Source organism: Bradyrhizobium sp. Kon37, assembly GCF_055807535.1.
This window is the reverse complement of sequence record NZ_JBVVOY010000002.1, coordinates 464,841-482,414: the sequence shown is the minus strand read 5'-3', so window position 1 is coordinate 482,414 and position 17,574 is coordinate 464,841. Positions and strand designations below refer to the sequence as shown.

The following is a 17,574-nucleotide window of genomic DNA, read 5'->3' as shown; positions in this document are numbered from 1 at the left end:
CGCTACGCTTCTTGGGCAAGAGCAAGAGGAAGCGCCAATCGTGTACGACTTCATTATCGTGGGCGGCGGCTCGGCGGGGTCCGTGCTGGCCCACCGGCTCTCCGCGAGGAGCGCCAACAAGGTCCTGCTCTGCGAGGCCGGACAGGACACACCGCCCGGAGACGAGCCGGCCGAGATCAGGGACAGCTATCCGGGGACGGCTTATTTCGATCCGCGCTTCCACTGGACCGAGCTCAAGGTCACGACCCAGATCGTCAGCCACAACAATCCGGATGAAGGACGTCCGCCCTTACGCAAATACGAGCAGGCACGCGTGCTTGGCGGCGGCTCTTCGATCAACGGCCAGATGGCCAACCGCGGCGCGCCGACCGACTACGACGAATGGGAATCGCGCGGCGCTGCGGGGTGGAGCTGGAACGATGTGCTGCCCTTCTTCAAGAAGATCGAGCGCGACCTCGATTTCGACGGTCCCTACCACGGCAAGGACGGCCGCATTCCGGTCCGCCGAATTCCCAGGGAGCACTGGACGCGGCATTCGCAGGCGTTCGCGCAAGCCTTCCTGCAGGCCGGACATCAGTTCGTAGCCGACCAGAACGGCGAGTTCGTCGACGGGTTTTTCCCGGTGACGCATTCGAACCAGGCCGAGCAACGCGTCTCGGCTGCCATGGGCTATCTCGATCGCGACACGCGCAAGCGCGCCAACCTCACGATCTCCACCAACACGCAAGTCAGGGAATTGCTGTTCGAAGGCACGCAATGCGTCGGCGTGAAGGCTGTGGTCGACGGGCGGGAGCAGGAATTCCGCGCCCGCGAGATCATTCTCTCCAGCGGCGCCATCCATTCGCCGGCGCATCTGTTGCGCGCCGGCATCGGCCCGGTCGGTCACCTCAAGGATATGGGCATTCCCGTGCTGATGGGGCTGCAGGGCGTCGGCCAGCGCCTGATGGATCATCCCTCGATCTCGCTGTCGTCCTTTGTCCGCCGCGGCGCGCGGATGAACGAGCACACCAGGCGCCACATGCAGCTTGGCCTGCGTTACTCGTCCGGGCTCGAAGGAGTACCGAAAGGCGACATGTTCGTCGTCCTGCTCAGCAAATCAGCCTGGCACGCTGTCGGTGAGCAGATCGGATCGCTGCTGACATTCGTCAACAAGACCTATTCCGAGACCGGACAGGTCAAGCTTGCCTCGCGTGATCCGACAGTCGAGCCGATCGTCGAGTTCAACCTGTTGTCCGACCGGCGCGACCTCGATCGCCTGATGAGCGGTTTCCGCAAGATGGCGGCGGTGCAGATGAGCGACGTCGTCCGGGCCGTCACGGACAAGCCGTTTCCGGCCTCCTATACCGATCGCGTGCGCAAGATCGGGGTGGTCAACACCAAAAATCGGATTCTGACCAAGATCGCCGCGGCCCTGATGGACGGACCGGCAGCGCTGCGCCACTACATGATCGACAATTTCGTGGTCGAGGGCTTCACCTTCGACGATGTCATCAACGACGACGAGGCGCTGGAAGCCTTCGTGCGCAAGGCCACCATCGGCGTGTGGCACGCCTCGTGCTCGTGCCGCATGGGCCGGGCTGACGATCCGATGGCGGTGGTCGACCCGGAGGGGCGCGTCAAGAGCGTGCAGGGCCTGCGCGTCGTCGATGCCTCGATCTTCCCGGTGGTGCCGTGCGCCAACACCAATTTTCCAGTCCTGATGTCGGCGGAGAAGATCTCGGCCGCGATGATGCAGTGAGCTGGCGCGGCTTTCGGGGCAGCGAACTGGCTTGTCGACGCTGACCGCCTGGAACCGCCAGTCAGACCGCAAAAGCTAAAATGGGGGGCGAGAACGGTTCCGCGGCAGACGGTCTGGCGGACATGCGCCCGGAGGCGGAACTTGGAACCCGGCTTGGGCGTTCTTTGCCAGATTTCGCCTTACGGCCGGGGCCGGACCGCTGACCGCGCGTCCATCTCCGGGCCGGAGCGCATTTTTGGCGATGGAGCTTCACGGGGGTTCAATGATCAATTCATCGAGCCGGGCGCAAACCAGCGACCCCGGAGAGTTGCCCAGGATTTCGACCGGCAGTGACGGCCTCGACGACATCCTCTACGGCGGGCTCGATCCCAATCGCATGTACCTCTACGAGGGTCGGCCCGGCTCCGGCAAGACCACCATGTCGCTGCAATTCCTTCTCGAGGGCGCCCGCTGCGGTGAACGCGTGCTCTATATCTCCTTGTCGGAAACCAAGCGTGAGCTGACGCTGGTTGCACAGCGGCACGGCTGGTCGCTGCAAGGCGTCGACATCTTCGAACTGGTGCCGCCGGAGACGACGCTCGATCCGGAGCGCGAGCTCACCGTCTTCCACCCCGCCGAAATGGAGCTGAGCGAAACCACGGGCCTGATATTCAAGGAGGTCGAACGGATCAATCCCGCGCGGGTGGTGCTGGACAGCCTGTCCGAGCTGCGCCTCCTTGCGCAGAACCCGCTGCGGTACCGGCGCCAGGTTCTGGCCCTGAAGCACTTTTTCACCAACCGCAATTGCACGGTCATTCTCCTCGACGATCTCTCGTCCTCCCAGGACGATCTGCAACTCCATTCGATCGCGCATGGCGTCGTGATGCTCGAACAGCTCGCCATTGATTATGGAGCAGAGCGCCGGCGGCTTCGCGTGATCAAGATGCGCGGCATTCGATTTCGCGGCGGCTTCCACGATTTCACGATCGAAGCGGGAGGGGTGCGGATATTTCCCCGTCTGGTGGCGGCGGAACATCACACCTCGTTTATCGGTGAGTTGACGCCCAGCGGCAATGCGCAACTCGACCAACTCCTGGGAGGAGGGCTCGAGCGCGGCACCAGCGCGCTGCTCTTGGGCGCCGCCGGTGTCGGCAAGTCTTCTCTCGCGCTGACCTATGCGATCGCGGCGGCAGATCGCGGTGAGCATGCAGTGTTCTTTGCCTTCGATGAAGGTCGCGGCACGGTGGAGGCCCGGGCTCGAACGCTGGGCCTGCCACTCGAAGGCCATCTGCAATCGGGGCTCATCCGATTTAAGCAGATCGATCCCGCCGAGATGTCCCCCGGCGAATTCGCCGCCAATGTGCGCAACAGCGTCGAACAGGATAACGCCCGAATTGTCATCATCGACAGTCTGAACGGCTACCTCAACGCAATGCCGGATGAGCGGTTTCTCATCCTCCAGATGCACGAACTCCTGAGCTATCTCGGACAGAAAGGCGTGCTGACGGTCCTGATCCTCGCTCAGCATGGGCTGGTCGGTCCGATGGAGACGGCTCTCGATATCAGCTATTTGAGTGATGCCGTGCTCATGCTGCGCTATTTCGAAGTTGGCGGAACGGTGCGGCGCGCTCTCTCGGTCGTGAAGAAGCGCAGCGGCAATCATGAAAATTCCATCCGCGAGTTTCGTCTTGGCCATGCCGGCATCACGGTCGGTCCGCCGCTGACCGGATTCAGCGGCATCTTTTCCGGGAATCCACGATACTCGGGCACGGAGATGCCGGAAGGGCTGTCGGAATGAGCGCCGACCGCGATCATTGCGTCCTCGTGTTTGCTCCCATCGGCCGCGATGGACCGGCATCGGTTGAGCTTTTCCGCAATTCGAATCTCGTCGCAATCAATTGTCGAGGTCTGCCTGAGCTGGTCAGCGAGATGTCGGCAGGCGTGGGCGCGGTCCTTCTCGCCGAGGAGGGCCTGTTCGGGAAGGATACCCAGCCGCTGGCACATTGGATCGAGAGACAGCCGCCCTGGTCCGACCTGCCTTTTGTCATTCTCACCAGCCACCGCGAGCAGCCCGCGGTGGTTGCCTGGCGCCGCAGCATCGTCGAGACACTCCGCAACGTTTCCCTGCTCGAGCGCCCGGTTCAGCCGATCACGCTGACGAGCGCAATTCAATCCGCAATGCGGGCCCGCCGGCGGCAATATGAAATTCGGACCTTGCTGCAGGCGCGCGAGCGGACGGCTCAGGAGCTCGAGAAGCTCGTGGTCGAGCGCACGCGCGCGCTCGAGGAGGCCAACAAGCATCTGCGGGCCGAAATGGAAGAGCGTGCCCGCGTCGAGGAGACCCTTCGTCAGGCCCAGAAGATCGAAGCCATCGGGCAATTGACCGGCGGAGTAGCTCACGACTTCAACAATCTGCTGATGGTGATCTCCGGTGGATTGGACATGCTCGATCGGCAGACGGATCCTGATCGGCGGCGTCGTCTGTTGGAAGGAATGGTTCAGGCGGCGCAGCGTGGTGCCGGCCTGACCAGGCAGCTTCTGGCTTTTTCGCGGCGGCAGAAGCTGCGGCCCGAGGCCGTCGACATCCCGGCGCAGATCGGCGGCATGCGCGAATTGCTCGATCGGAGCCTGAGAGGCGACGTTCACGTCGAGTTCGATTTTCCGGAGGGGCTTTGGCCGGTGGAGGTCGATCCGGGAGAGCTCGAACTGGTCGTTCTCAACCTGGCGGTCAACGCCCGCGACGCGATGCCGAACGGTGGCACGATCGTTGTCCGTGGCGAGAACCTGGCCGGCCTGAACGAGAACGAGATCGCGGGCGATTACGTTCGTCTGTCCGTGGTCGACAGGGGCGTTGGAATGAGCCCCGAGATCCTGGCGCGGGTCTTCGAGCCGTTCTTCACGACCAAGGATGTCGGGAAAGGCTCGGGTCTGGGGCTTGCGCAGGTGCACGGATTTGCGACGCAATCACGCGGGATGGTTCGAATAAAATCGGTCGTCGACGAGGGCACCAGCATCGAGCTGTATTTGCCGCGATCCAGGAATATCCCTTCGGGTGAACGGCATCTCATCGACCTGAACAGGGCCCGGCCCAAGAAGGCCAATCATGGCAGGATCCTCCTCGTCGAAGACGACGACGAGGTCGCCGCGCTGGTCAGCGAGATGCTTGCGCAGCTCGGTTACCAGGTCACGCGCGCGGCCAGCGCCGCGGCGGCTCTCGGTGCCCTAGCGGACGGCCGTTCCGTCGATCTGGTGTTTTCCGATATCATGATGCCGGGCGGCATGAACGGTGTCGAACTCGCGCGCGAGATCCAGCGAAGGCGAAGCGACATCCCGGTCCTGCTGACGAGCGGATACGCCGAAGCCGCGGTTCACGACGCCGAAACGGCCGGGATCCGGATCCTGTCGAAACCCTACCATATCGATGAGCTCGCTGCAGCGCTCGGCGCCGCGAAGTCGGACTTTGCGACAACCGCAGGATCTGCCTTAGCGAAGACTCGGGGCTGACCATTCGCGCGACAATCATCGGCCGGGCTATAGCTTCCGGGAGCCCCTGCGCAATTGCGCGCTCGGCCGATCGTGCCACGGCGTACAACGATACGAGGAACGAATGCAAAGCAGTTGCGAAGACACGCATTCGTTCTCTGCGAGTTAAACATCTCCGCCGCTACGTGTGGGCTGTGATGATTGCCAAAATCGGCCCGCAAATGCAGCCACTTTCAGCCGCTATTTGAGACCATTTCAGCCAAACTGTTGTTGGTTTCTTTGCAGGGGCAGGGACCTTCAGTTTGGAGCCCTGCAATGTTCAAGTCGGTTCTTTCCGCGTGTCTCTTCGTTGCCCTTAGTTTCGTCGCTTCCGAAGCACGGCCCTATCGCATTCATCAAGCAACCGAATGCAACGTCACGATGCCCTGCGACTTCTCGTATTCGCAAACGCGCCGTGAGAGGACTTCCAGGTCGTTCCTAACTCCCAGGTCCTCACTCCAATCCTATCGCGCGACGCAACTGACAGCGGCCGACGCAGGCGGCGCCGCGACGGCGAGCCTCTCGGGCGGTCGCATCGTCGGTAGTCGTCCCGCAGGTTGCCCTTCCTCCTTCTGCGGCTGCGGGGCTGCTCTGCGCGTGTTCGGCCGTATCGTGCCGGAATTGAATCTTGCGTCGAACTGGCTGCGCTTCCCGCGGACATCACCCGCACCGGGAATGGTCGCAGCCCGACACGGACATGTGTTCGTCCTCGAGCAACACCTAAGCGGGGATACCTGGCTGGCTTACGACGCCAACTCGGGCGGACACGCGACGCGAATGCATGCGCGTTCATTGCGTGGCTACACGATCGTCAACCCGCGCGGCGGTTCGGTCGCTTGAGACGCGGGCCGACAGGTGCGTCACGGGACCTGGTGCGGCATCGCGCGAAACACCTTGTCAACCCCGCACTGAAATAATATTCGTATTTACAGAAGTTCGGATAAGGCGTAGTTATGCGCGCATCCCGGCCTGCTACAAGGGCGTTTCGCGATCGTCACGAGACGCGGGCCGGGAGGCGGTGGCCGCGACTGCGTCGACGCGCTGGGCAGGCTGCAGGGCGGGTTTTCCCGTGAGCAGCTGCACACGCGGTACGACACGGCGCTGACAGCCTCCTCGTTCGGTCTCGATGGCGAGCGCACGCCAGGCATCGAGGACAAGGGCGGGGAGGTGCGCGGACGGCAAAATCGTGTGGTCCTGACGCCCGGGGTCTGTGCGTCAAGTCTTGTGGTGATGCTCTGCCCAACCGGGTCAGCACATCAGCCATCCGCAAGGCGACGGGGGCAATAGTGCATCGCTCCCCGGGGAGAGCGCGTCATAAGCCGTAAAACCATTCGCGCAGCGAAGGCCGGTTGCCGGCGTCACCTGTCGTCCACCCCGTGCGCGTCTTGCTCGCACACGGGACTACGGGTGCCAGCCGGCGCCCGGCCTTCCCTGCGCCCTTTCTTTCGAGAGGGTGCGAAGACGAGAGCAAAGCTCGGGCAAAATGAGCCGCGAGAATGCGAAAGTGTGCCTGCAAGCCGGGAACGGGAATTGGGTGATCGCGATGGGGTCGATAGAGCTACGCGCTCTCCGTCTCACGGTGCACGTCGTGCACCACCAGTCCCATGCCTTCGTCGGGCATCTTGATCCAGTCGCGGCGCTTCAGGGTGCGCTTGGTGTCTTCGTAGCCGGAGGTCCAGTGCTCGCGCATCGAGGTGCCCGAGAATTCGTGGTCCTTGGCGTCGCCCTCATAGGCCTTCTGCTGGTAGATCAGATGCAGGATCGCGATCTCCGGCATGTGACGCAGGCTCGACTTGAGTTTGCGCTCCTCCTCGGAGAGCTGCTCGTCGGGGAGCTTTGCCAGGGCCTTGTAGAGCAGGACCTTGAGGTTGTGGGTGCGGCGGTAGACGTCGGTGTTGTGGCGGGTGCGCGAGGAATACATGATGTCCTTGTGGCGGGCCATCACGTCCTGGATCGAGCGCGGCAGCACGCCCCGCGCACTGAAGAGGTCGACCTGGAAGACCAGCGAATTGAGCGCGTCCTCCTGGTCGAGCAGGTGCTGGAGCGGCGTGTTGGAGACGATGCCGCCGTCCCAGAAATGATCGGTGCCGATCCGTACCATCGGCAGGGCCGGAGGCAGGGCGCCGGAAGCCATGATGTGCTCCGGCTCGATCTCGTCATGGGAATTGTCGAAATAGATGAAATTGCCGGAGAGCACGTTCACGGCGCCGACCGCGAAGCGAACCTTCTTCTCGTTGATGAGGTCGAAGTCGACCAGCTCGAGCAGGCTCTCCTTCAGCGGCATCGTGTCGTAATAGCTGGTGGCGGTCCGGGCTCCGACCGGGCTGAGCCAGGGATTGACTTGATGCGGGCTGAAGAAGCCCGGCTGGCCCATCGCCGACGTCATCCAGGCGCTGGTGAGATTGCGCCACTGGCGAAAGATGTCTCCATCGGGCGTGTAGTGCCAGATCTTGCGGTTGGTGATGCGCTCCCAGAAGATGCGCAGCGCCTCAAGCCGCTTCTCCGGCTTGTTGCCGGCGATGATGGCGGAGTTGATCGCGCCGATCGAGACGCCGCAGACCCAGTCGGGCTCGATGCCGGCCTCGTGCAGTGCCTGGTAGACGCCGGCCTGGTAGGCGCCGAGCGCGCCGCCACCTTGCAGTACCAGCGCGACGCGGTCGCAGCGCTCGGGCCGCCAACCTCGTGAAGGAGGCTGATGTGTCTGATATGTGCGGGCGTCCATGGTCGGTGCTCCCTGTTTCGCCAAACGATTGCGTCCGGCGGTGACGGCGTAATGACAATGCTGGCGCCGATGCATCGCTTGCATGCGCCATGATCGCCTTGGGAATGGCTGCGGTCGTGCGGCTGACGGAAATCCTTCACATCGCAGTCAATGACGGCGGCTAGCAATCTGCATCGCCGCCTGACGCTGCCGGGCGGGCATCACATGAGCACCACGAGAGGAGACCGGCGATGCGTAGGGAAGATTTACTGAGACTTCCGTCGATGCCGGCGGCCGGGCCGAGCTATCCGGCGGGGCCCTATCGCTTCGTCAACCGCGAATTCCTCGTCATCACCTACGAGACCGATCCGGACCTGATCCGCGCCGGCCTGCCTGAGCCGCTGCAGCCGATCGACCAGCCGATCGTGCATTACGAGTGGATCCGGATGCCGGACTCGTCCGGTTTCGGCAGCTACACCGAATCCGGCCTCGTCATCCCCGCGCGCCTGCACGGCGAGGAGGTCAATTTTGTCTCGCAGATGTATCTGGACGACGATCCGCCGATCGCCGCCGGCCGCGAGATCTGGGGCTTCCCCAAGAAATACGCCCATCCCAAACTCGAGATCGTCAAGGACACGCTGACGGGCACGCTGGAATATGCCGGCCAGCTCGTCGCCATGGGCACGATGGGCTACAAGCACGAGAGCATGGCCGGCAACGGCGATCTGACCCGGGCGACGCTGTCGAAGACGCAGATCAATCTGAAGATGATCCCCGGCGTCGACGGCCGCCTCGAGATCTGCCAGCTGGTCGCGATCAACCTCATCGACATCGTGCCGAAGGGCTCCTGGATGGGGCCCGGCCGGCTGCATCTGGTGCCGCATGTCAACGCGCCCGTCGCCGATTTCCCGGTCCGCCGCTGCCTCGGCGCGCATCATTACATCGCCGACCTTACGCTGCCGTTCGGCCGCGTCGTGCACGACTACATCAGGGAAGCCGAGGCGGTGGCCGCGACCGGGCTGGCGGCCGAGTAGAGCGGCATCATCAAACTGTAACAATGCCGTAATTGAGTACCCGCGAGGGTCCGGAAGATGCCGTCAGCCATCTTCCGGAGCGGGGCGTTCGTTGACGGTGGGATTGGTCATGGCTGAGCCGGCGAAGCTTGTCAGCGCGACATCGGATCTCGTGCCTGGCATTCCTGGCCTGGTGTGGGCGTTCCGCCTCCACAACGACGGCGGTGCCGAGGCGCTGCCGATCGACCAGCCGATCGAGTTCAGTCACGACGGCCGGCTCTGGCTGCATTTCAACCTCACGGATGCGCGTTCACGGCCGTGGATCGCCGCGTCGCAGCTGCCGCCGCTCGCGCGCGCGCTCTTGCTGTCCAACGACACCTTCCAGCAGCTTCATGTCATCGACGACTGCGTCTACGGCGTGTTCTCCGACCTCGTGCGCGACATTGGCAGCGCGACGGAGGAGACCGCGTTCCTGCGCTTCGCCATGACCGAGCGGCTCCTGATCAGCGGCCGCCATCAGGCGCTGTGCTCGGCGGATGCGACACGCCGGGTGCTCGAAGGCGGCTACCGCGTCGACAACGTCGCTCATCTCCTCGAAAAGATCGTCGACGAGGTCGCCGACACGCTTGATAGGATGGCCGACAAGCTCGGCCAGGAGATCGACGAGATCGAGGAGCGGATTTTGGCCGACGATGTCAAGCCGGAGATGCGCCGCAATCTCGGCCGTCTGCGCCGGACCTGCGTCAGGCTGCATCGCCAGCTCACCGGCCTGCGTACGCTGTTCCATCGTCTCGACCAGAAGAACACCGACCACCTGTCGCCGGATTTGCGTATCCAGGCCGGTAAGCTGGCGCAGCGGCTGGACGGCCTCGACCACGACATCGTCGAGCTGCGCGAACGCAGCCGCCTGCTCGAGGAGGAGCTGCGTTTCAAGAACGAGGAGGAAAGCAACAACCACCTCCACACGCTCTCGATCGTGACCTCGCTGCTGCTGCCGCCGACGCTGATCACCGGCATCTTCGGCATGAACACCAAGGGCCTGCCTCTAACCGAGGTCGAGAGTGGATTTTTCTGGGCGGCTCTCCTGATGGCCTCGTCGGTCGGTGCGGCCTATCTCTTCATGCGGCGTACCGGTATCTTCAAGTAAGGCACGCTAGTCGGTGTCAGCCGTGATCGGGACCGCTCATCAATTTCCGCTGCGTCATGCGGCCGCGGTTGTGCTGGCGTTGACGGTGGCGAGCACCAGCGTGCTCGCCGGCGCCAAGGACGAGAGCGCGGCGGAGTGGCTGGCTCCGAAATGGTTCAACGAGTGGCATGACGGCCTCGCCAACAAGGGCCTGAATTTCGGCGCTACCTACATCGCCGACAATATCGGCAATGTGTCGGGCGGCGTTAAGCGCGGCGCCATCCATTTTGGCCGCCTCGATCTGTCGATCGATGCCGATCTCGACAAGCTGGTCGGCTGGACCGGTGGCCGATTCTACGCCAATGCCTTCGTGATCTACGGGCGAGGCCTGAGCCGCAACAACATCCAGAACCTCGCGACCATCAGCGAGATCGAGGCGTTGCCGGACCAGCGGCTCTACAATGCCTATTTCGAGCAGAGCCTCTTCAATGACAGGCTGAACATCAGGGCCGGCCAGCAGGCCGCCGATGTCGAGTTCTTCGACAGCCAGACCGACGACCTCTTCATCAATGGCACGTTCGGCTGGCCGGCGATCAAGGCCTCGAACCTCCCGGCCGGCGGCCCGGCGCCGCCAATCGCGGTCCCCGGCATTCGCATCAAGGCCGCGCTGACGGATCGGATCACCGCGTTCGGTGCTGTCTTCAACGGCGATCCGTCAGGACCTGGCGATGCAGATCCGCAGCTTCGCGACCATCATGGTCTCGCCTTCCGCATCAACGACCCGCCGTGGGTGATCGGGCAGGTTCGCTTCAGCTACGACATCGATATTGGCGGCCACCCGCTCGCCGGCAATATCACGCCGGGGGCCTGGAGGCATTATGGATCGTTCGACAGCCAGCGCTTGACGGCGGAGGGGCTGTCGATCGCCGATCCCGGTGGAAGCGGCATTCCGGCAAGGCTTCGTGGCAATTACGGAATCTTCGCGGTCGTCGAGCAGGTGCTCTATCGCCCGCCGGAACTCAAGGACAACAGCACGTCGGCCTCGATCCCGGGCGTCACCGCGTTCGGCCGCATCGCCTACAGCCCGCCGGACCGCAATCCGATTGATCTCTATCTCGACGGCGGCATCGGCTTTGTCGGCTTCACGCCTGGCCGTCCGCTCGACCGGTTTGGCGTGGCGATGGCCTACATGCGGATATCGAACACCGCGCGCAATCTTGATGTTGATACCCAATTCTTCACCGGCATCCAGAGCCCGGTGCGCAGCAACGAAACCCTGATCGAGATGATCTACGAAGCGCATGTCAAGCCGGGCTGGCTGGTCGCGCCGTACTTCCAATATGTGTTCCGCCCCTCGGGCGGCATCCCGAACCCGAACGACCCGAGCGGTGTCGCGCGGATCGGTGACGCCGCGGTCTTCGGCGTCACCACCACGATCAGGTACTAAGCCATCGCGGCTTGCGGCTTTGGCTTCGGTTGTCGCGAGAGCGTCAGCACGATCAGCGAGGCGAACACGCAGAGCGCGCCGGCGATGAAGAAGGCAGGCAGGTAGCTCTGATAGACCGTCCGCGAGAAACCGGCGCCAAAGGCGGCGGTGCCCGCACCGAGCTGGTGGCCGGCAAAGATCCAGCCGAACACCAGATTGGCGCGCTCGGGTCCGAATTTCTGTGCGGTGAGGCGCACCGTGGGCGGCACGGTTGCGATCCAGTCGAGCCCATAGAACATCGCGAAGATCGAGAGCCCATAGAAGGAGAAATCGCTAAAGGGGAGGAAGATCAGCGAGAGCCCGCGCAAGCCGTAGTACCAGAACAGGAGGTAGCGGTTGTCGTAGCGGTCCGACAGCCAGCCCGACATGATGGTGCCGAAGAAGTCGAAGATGCCCATTGCAGCCAGCAAGCCCGCGGCCTGCACCTGCGGGATGCCGAAATCGAGGCACATCGGAATCAGATGTACCTGCACGAGGCCATTGGTGGAGGCGCCGCAGACGAAGAACGTCGCAAAGAGGACCCAGAACGCGCTGCTCTTCGAGGCGTCGCGCAGCGTGCCGAGTGCCACACCCGTGATCGAGCCGTGGCTGACGGGCGGGGCGGGCAGGGGCGTGGTGCCTTCGTCGCCGAACGGGCGCAGGCCCAGATCGCTCGGACGGTCGCGCATCGCGAGCAGGACCGCGAGGGCGGAAACACCAAGCGCGATGCAGACGAAGCCGAGCGCTAGCCGCCAGCCGAAACGTTCGGTGAGGCTTGCCAGCAGCGGCAGGAACACGAGCTGGCCGGTGGCGACGCTCGCGGTCATGATGCCGACGACGAGGCCGCGCCGTGCCGCGAACCAGCGTGTCGCGATGGTGGCGCCCAGCACCAGCGCGGTCATGCCGGTGCCGATCCCGATCACGACGCCCCACAGCGCCACGAGCTGCCAGACCTCGGTCATGCCGAGCGAGAGCACCAGCGCCGAGACGACGATGAGCTGCGCGGTCAGCGTGACGTTGCGCAGGCCGTAACGGTTGAGCAGCGCAGCCGCGAACGGCGCCATCAGCCCGAACAGGATGAAGCGGATCGACAGCGCCGACGAGATCTCCGCCGTGCTCCAGCCGAACTCCTTCTGAAGCGGAACGATGAACACGCCGGGCGCGCCGACCGTGCCGGCACTGATCAGCGCGGTGAGGAAGGTCACGCCGACCATCACCCAGCCGTAGTGGATATTGCGGCGGCCGAGTGCTGCCGCGAGCCAGTTCGAGATCATTGGGCCTCAATCTTGGTGGGCAGGATTTGAACACCTGCGCGAGTCTGCAGAATGGCACGGGGCGCGTCTGTCTGAAATGACGGAGTTCCCTCATTTCCGGACTTTTACGTCAGTGCGTGAAGCGCTCCACCGCGATCGCGGTGGCTTCGCCGCCGCCGATGCACAGCGCCGCGACGCCGCGCTTGAGGTTTCGCGCCTCGAGCGCATGCAGCAGCGTCACGATCAGTCGTGCGCCGGTGGCGCCGATGGGATGGCCGAGCGCGCAGGCGCCGCCGTTGATGTTGAGCTTGTCGCGGGGAATGCCGAGATCGCGCTGCGCCGCCATCGCCACCACGGCGAAGGCTTCGTTGATCTCGAACAGATCGACATCGCCGGCACTCCAGCCGACTTTGTCGAGCAGCTTGCGGATCGCCGGGATCGGAGCCGTGGTGAACCATTGCGGCTCCTGGCTGTGGGTGGCGTGGCCCTTGATCACGGCGAGAGCCGGCAGGCCGCTGCGATCGGCGAGTGAGCGCTTCGTCAGCACCAGCGCAGCGGCGCCGTCGGCGTTGGCGGAGGAGGCCGCCGGCGTGATGGTGCCGTTGGCGCGGAACGCCGGCTTCAGCCCGGGGATCTTCGCGGGATCGACCTTGAGCGGATGCTCGTCATTGGCGACGATGCGGGGGCCGGCCTTCTCGCTCAGCGTGATCGGCGCAATCTCGGCCTTGAACGCGCCGCCCTCGACCGCCTTGCGCGCGCGGTTCAACGTTTCCATTGCGAAGGCGTCCTGGTCCTTGCGGGTGAACTGGTAGGCTTCGGCGGTGGCCTCGCCGAAATCGCCCATGGAGCGGCCGGTCTCGTAGGCATCTTCGAGGCCGTCCATCATCATGTGGTCGATGATGCGGTCGTGACCGGCGCGATAGCCGCCACGCGCCTTGGCGAGCAGATACGGCGCGTTGCTCATGCTCTCCATGCCGCCGGAGACGACGATCTCGGCCGAGCCGGCGCGAATGATGTCGTGCGCCAGCATGGTCGCTTTCATGCCGGAGCCGCAGACCTTGTTGACGGTGGTCGCGCCGGTGGCGTCGGGCAGGCCGGCGGCACGCGCAGCCTGACGCGCCGGGGCCTGGCCCTGGCCGGCGGGAAGGACGCAGCCCATGAAGACCTCGTCGACCTTCTCCGGCGCAAGCTTGGCACGCTCCAGTGCCGCGCTGATCACGTGCGATCCGAGCTTGTGTGCGGGGAGCGGCGACAGCTCGCCCATGAAACGGCCGAGCGGGCTACGGACGGCGGAGACGATGACGACGGGATCGGCAGCTTCGGCCATGGGGGAGACTCCCTGAGATGTCGGAGATGTAAGATTATGGTCATCATATGATGCGACGCAAAAAATGCAACCGCGTCCGGTATGACAAAATCTTGTGGTTTGCATGAGATTTGGTCGTGCGAACGGAAGAGGTTGTCCCACAACTTGCTGCCATCGCCCGGGCAGGCGGGCGATCCAGTACGCCGAGGCGGTGGTGATTGAACCGATGGCGCGCGGAGTACTGGATGCCCCGCCTTCGCGGGGCATGACACCGTTGCTGATGGCCCTACCGCTTCCGATTCACAAACGCGCCCATAAGCCGCGTCGGCTCGTCCGTCAGGAACGACTCGCCAAACACCTTCACGCTCAAATTCACCGACTCCGTCAGCGGCAGTTCCTCCCATTGCCGCAGCAGCGCCTTCTGCGACCTCAGCGCCTCGGGGCCGCACTCGAGCAGGGCCTTCACGAGGTGCTCGACCTCGGCATCGAGCCCACCCTCGGGCGCGACCTTGTCGACCAGTCCCCAGGCCAGCGCCGTCGGCGCGTCGATGTTCTCAGCGGTCATCACCAGCCAGCGCGCGCGAGCCCACCCGATCAGGCGCGGCAGCAGCGCGGCATGGATCACGGAGGGAATGCCGACGCGCACCTCCGGCATGCCGAAATGCGCATCATGGGCTGCGATCCGGAAATCGCAGGCGGCAGCGACTTCGAGCCCGCCGCCGAGGCACCAGCCGGGCATGCGCGCGATCATGGGGGCCGGGAAAGTGCGCACCGCTTCGCAGAGATCGCGCAGGCGGCTGATGAAGGCTTCGGCGGACTTCTGGTCGAGCCTGGCCATCTCCTTGATGTCGGCGCCGCCGATCATGCTCTTCTCGCTCTGGCCGCGCAGCACCGCAACCCGGATGCTGCGGTCGGACGAGAGCTGCTGCAAGCCTTCGCGAACCGCATCGGTGACGGGCGAGCCCAAAATGTTCAGCGAGCCGGCATTACAGATCGCGACATGAACGACGCCGCGCGCATCGCGCGTCACGCCGCAGTGGTGGTTGAGCATTTCCATGAGAGGATCTCTGAGTTTCGTAGACGTGCGAATACGCCGGTCAGGTCACACTTCCGAGCCGAAACGCATTGCTTGTCAAGCGGGCGGGAAGCAGTTGCCAGCGCGAAGTCCGCAGCATAGTATGATAGAAATCATACCAAGAGGCCACGATGACCAGCAACGATCAACTCGACCTGTTTTCGCCTGCGGGGCGGCGCGAGCGGGTGGTGGAGTGGCAGGTGCCTGCGCCCGTTGCGAACGTGGCGATGGGCCTGTCAGGCATGGATGCGATGCTGGGCATCCGCGACGGACGGTTACCGCCGCCCCCCTTTGCCAAGTTGATCGGCTTCGTCATGGCCGTGGTCGAGCCGGGCCGGATCGTCATGGAACTCGAGCCGCGCGAGGATCTCGAGAACACCATCGGCCTCCTGCACGGAGCTACAGCCGCTGCGCTGATCGACACCGCCATGGGATGCGCGATCTCGACCCGGCTGGAGCCCGGGCAGGGCTCCGTCACCCTCGATCTGAAAATGACCTTCCTGCGTCCGCTCTCGGTCCGGTCCGGGCTGATCGCCGCCGAAGGCAAGGTGATCAAGCTGGGACGCCAGACCAGCTACACCGAGGGCTTCGTCCGCGACGGTAAGGGGGCGCTTGCGGTGCACGCAACGGCGACCTTCTCCATGATCGGCAACAATTTTACCGGGAATTAATGCGCCGTCCGGCCGATATCCGTGTTATTAGATGACCTCCGACATCCAATGAGATCCGAATGCGCTATTCCCGGGAACACAAGCAGGAAACCCACGACCGCATCGTGAAGAAGGCCTCCGTGCGGCTGCGCGAAAAGGGCGCCCACGGCATCGGTGTCGCCGACCTCATGAAGGAAGCGGGCCTGACCCATGGCGGCTTCTACGCCCATTTCGATTCCCGCGAGGCGCTGGTGATCGAGGCGTTCGACTACGCCATGAATCGCTCGATGGAGCACTGGCGCAAGCAGTCCGATCAGGTCGCGCCGGAGAAGCAGCTCAGTCAGGTCGTCGAGACTTATCTCTCGACGGTGCATCGCGACAACCCCGGTCACGGCTGCTCGATCCCCGCGCTTGGCGCCGAGATCGCCCGCGAGAGCCCGAAGACGCGAAAGGCCTTTGCCGGCAAGCTCGACGAGATGATCGAGATGATCACGGACTTCATCCCGAATCTGCCGCGCAAGGCCGCGCGCAAGCAGGCGATCGCGACGCTGGCGACCATGGCCGGCACCATGCTGCTCGCGCGCATTGCCGGCTCGAGCGAGCTGTCGGACGAGGTACTGAAGACGGGCAAGGACAGCGCGCTCGAAGGTGCGAAGCGCGAGCCGAAGGTGGCGGCTGCGAAGAAAGTGAAGCAGAGTTAGGCCGAGGTGCCGTTGAATGCGTAGGGTGGGTTAGCGAAGCGTAACCCACCATGCTTCAGAGAGCGCTGGACGAAGTTGGCGGGTTACGCCGAGCAGATGCGCTTTGCGCATCTGCAGGGCTAACCACCCTACGAAGTCCGCCCCGCAAACAACGCCCGCTCGCGCTCCACAATCTCGGAAATATAATCCGCCACCGCGCGGATGCGTGCGAGGTCCTTGCTGTCGGCGTGCATCAGCATCCAGAAGGTGCGGGTGATCGACACCTCCTCCGCCAGCACCGCAATCAGCTGCGGATACTCAGCCGCCATGAAGTGCGGCAGGACCGCGATACCGAAGCCTGCGAGCGTGGCGTTGAGTTGCGCGATCAGATTGGCGCTACGCAAGCGTGCGGAGATCTTCGGCGACACCTGCGGCAGATAGTCGAGCTCGGGCGTGAACAAGAGCTCCTCGATATAGCCGACGAAACGATGCTGCGGCAGCACCTCGCGCGAGGTGATTTTCGGGAAGCGGTCGAGATAGGCGGGCGCGGCATAGAGTCCGAGGCGGTAGTCGAGCAGCTTGCGGCCGACGATGCGGCCTTCCTTCGGCATGGTCAGGCTGATGGCGATATCGGCCTCGCGCTTGGAGAGGCTGAACAGCCGCGCGGTGGCCACCAGTTGCAAATCGAGATCGGGATACCGGTCGGCGAACTGAGCGAGCCGGGGCGCCAGGAAGGCGGTGCCAAATCCGTCTGGCGCGCCGATCCGCACCGTGCCGGTCAGCCGCGCCACCGACCCGCCGACCTGCTCCTGGTTGGCGACGATGGTCGATTCCATGGCTTCCGCGCTGTCGGCGACGCGCTGGCCGGCCTCGGTCAGCAGGTAGCCGGTCTTGCGCCGGTCAAACAGCTTGGCCGAGAGGTGCTTCTCCAGCCGGTCGACGCGGCGGATGACGGTAGCATGGTCGACGCCGAGCTGTTTTGCCGCAGCCGAAACCGAGCCGCCCCGCACGATGGCCAGCACGAAGCGGAAGTCGTCCCAGTCGATAGCGCCTTGATCCAGCATTT

General features: G+C 64.1%; 14 protein-coding genes. 9 read left to right on the top strand and 5 right to left on the bottom strand.

Annotated features, from left to right (window positions below):
• The first annotated feature begins 40 nt into the window (after positions 1–40).
• The 4 genes from AC0L3J_RS06600 to AC0L3J_RS06585 all read left to right on the top strand — a co-directional run bounded on the left by AC0L3J_RS06600 (position 41) and on the right by AC0L3J_RS06585 (position 6,079).
• The gene (locus AC0L3J_RS06600) at positions 41–1,738 is read left to right on the top strand and encodes a GMC family oxidoreductase (protein WP_473346507.1); all 1,698 of its coding nucleotides are present in this window, start codon (positions 41–43) and stop codon (positions 1,736–1,738) included.
• A gap of 262 nt (positions 1,739–2,000) precedes the next feature.
• A complete protein-coding gene (locus tag AC0L3J_RS06595; protein WP_473346757.1) occupies positions 2,001–3,515 on the top strand; it encodes an ATPase domain-containing protein in 1,515 nt (504 codons plus the stop codon).
• Positions 3,512–5,221, top strand: a complete 1,710-nt coding sequence (locus AC0L3J_RS06590; protein WP_473346505.1) for a response regulator — start codon at positions 3,512–3,514, stop codon at positions 5,219–5,221. The genes AC0L3J_RS06595 and AC0L3J_RS06590 overlap by 4 nt, the downstream gene beginning before the upstream one ends.
• 294 nt (positions 5,222–5,515) lie before the next feature.
• Positions 5,516–6,079: a hypothetical protein gene (locus AC0L3J_RS06585; protein ID WP_473346504.1), complete on the top strand. Its 564-nt coding sequence runs from the start codon at positions 5,516–5,518 to the stop codon at positions 6,077–6,079.
• Between the two features lie 718 nt (positions 6,080–6,797).
• On the opposite strand, the gene AC0L3J_RS06580 is transcribed toward AC0L3J_RS06585, so the two are convergent.
• A complete protein-coding gene (locus AC0L3J_RS06580; protein WP_473346502.1) occupies positions 6,798–7,961 on the bottom strand; it encodes a patatin-like phospholipase family protein in 1,164 nt (387 codons plus the stop codon).
• A gap of 230 nt (positions 7,962–8,191) precedes the next feature.
• On the opposite strand from AC0L3J_RS06580, the gene AC0L3J_RS06575 reads away from it, so the two are divergent.
• The 3 genes from AC0L3J_RS06575 (at position 8,192) to AC0L3J_RS06565 (ending at position 11,526) form a co-directional block, all read left to right on the top strand.
• The gene (locus AC0L3J_RS06575; protein WP_473346500.1) at positions 8,192–8,974 is read left to right on the top strand and encodes an acetoacetate decarboxylase; all 783 of its coding nucleotides are present in this window, start codon (positions 8,192–8,194) and stop codon (positions 8,972–8,974) included.
• Positions 8,975–9,083: 109 nt separating this feature from the next.
• A complete protein-coding gene (locus tag AC0L3J_RS06570) occupies positions 9,084–10,100 on the top strand; it encodes a transporter (protein WP_473346499.1) in 1,017 nt (338 codons plus the stop codon).
• A 22-nt stretch (positions 10,101–10,122) separates the two neighbouring features.
• Positions 10,123–11,526: a carbohydrate porin gene (locus AC0L3J_RS06565; protein WP_473346498.1), complete on the top strand. Its 1,404-nt coding sequence runs from the start codon at positions 10,123–10,125 to the stop codon at positions 11,524–11,526.
• On the opposite strand, the gene AC0L3J_RS06560 is transcribed toward AC0L3J_RS06565, so the two are convergent.
• The 3 genes from AC0L3J_RS06560 to AC0L3J_RS06550 all read right to left on the bottom strand — a co-directional run bounded on the left by AC0L3J_RS06560 (position 11,523) and on the right by AC0L3J_RS06550 (position 15,160).
• On the bottom strand, positions 11,523–12,818 hold the full coding sequence (locus AC0L3J_RS06560; RefSeq protein ID WP_473287234.1) for an MFS transporter: 1,296 nt from the start codon (positions 12,816–12,818) through the stop codon (positions 11,523–11,525). The genes AC0L3J_RS06565 and AC0L3J_RS06560 overlap by 4 nt on opposite strands.
• A 109-nt stretch (positions 12,819–12,927) precedes the next feature.
• Complete coding sequence (locus tag AC0L3J_RS06555; RefSeq protein WP_473346496.1) at positions 12,928–14,124, bottom strand: acetyl-CoA C-acyltransferase; 1,197 nt, start codon at positions 14,122–14,124, stop codon at positions 12,928–12,930.
• Between the two features lie 265 nt (positions 14,125–14,389).
• On the bottom strand, positions 14,390–15,160 hold the full coding sequence (locus tag AC0L3J_RS06550) for an enoyl-CoA hydratase (RefSeq protein WP_473346494.1): 771 nt from the start codon (positions 15,158–15,160) through the stop codon (positions 14,390–14,392).
• A gap of 149 nt (positions 15,161–15,309) precedes the next feature.
• Between AC0L3J_RS06550 and AC0L3J_RS06545 the strand changes: the two genes are divergently transcribed.
• Together AC0L3J_RS06545 and AC0L3J_RS06540 are read left to right on the top strand one after the other, a co-directional pair.
• Positions 15,310–15,849, top strand: a complete 540-nt coding sequence (locus tag AC0L3J_RS06545; protein ID WP_473346493.1) for a PaaI family thioesterase — start codon at positions 15,310–15,312, stop codon at positions 15,847–15,849.
• 59 nt (positions 15,850–15,908) lie between these two features.
• Complete coding sequence (locus AC0L3J_RS06540; protein WP_473346492.1) at positions 15,909–16,529, top strand: TetR/AcrR family transcriptional regulator; 621 nt, start codon at positions 15,909–15,911, stop codon at positions 16,527–16,529.
• A 128-nt stretch (positions 16,530–16,657) separates the two neighbouring features.
• Here AC0L3J_RS06540 and AC0L3J_RS06535 read toward each other — a convergent pair whose 3' ends face one another.
• Positions 16,658–17,572, bottom strand: coding sequence for a LysR family transcriptional regulator (locus AC0L3J_RS06535; protein WP_473346490.1), 915 nt, complete (start codon positions 17,570–17,572; stop codon positions 16,658–16,660).
• Between the last annotated feature and the right edge of the window lie 2 nt (positions 17,573–17,574).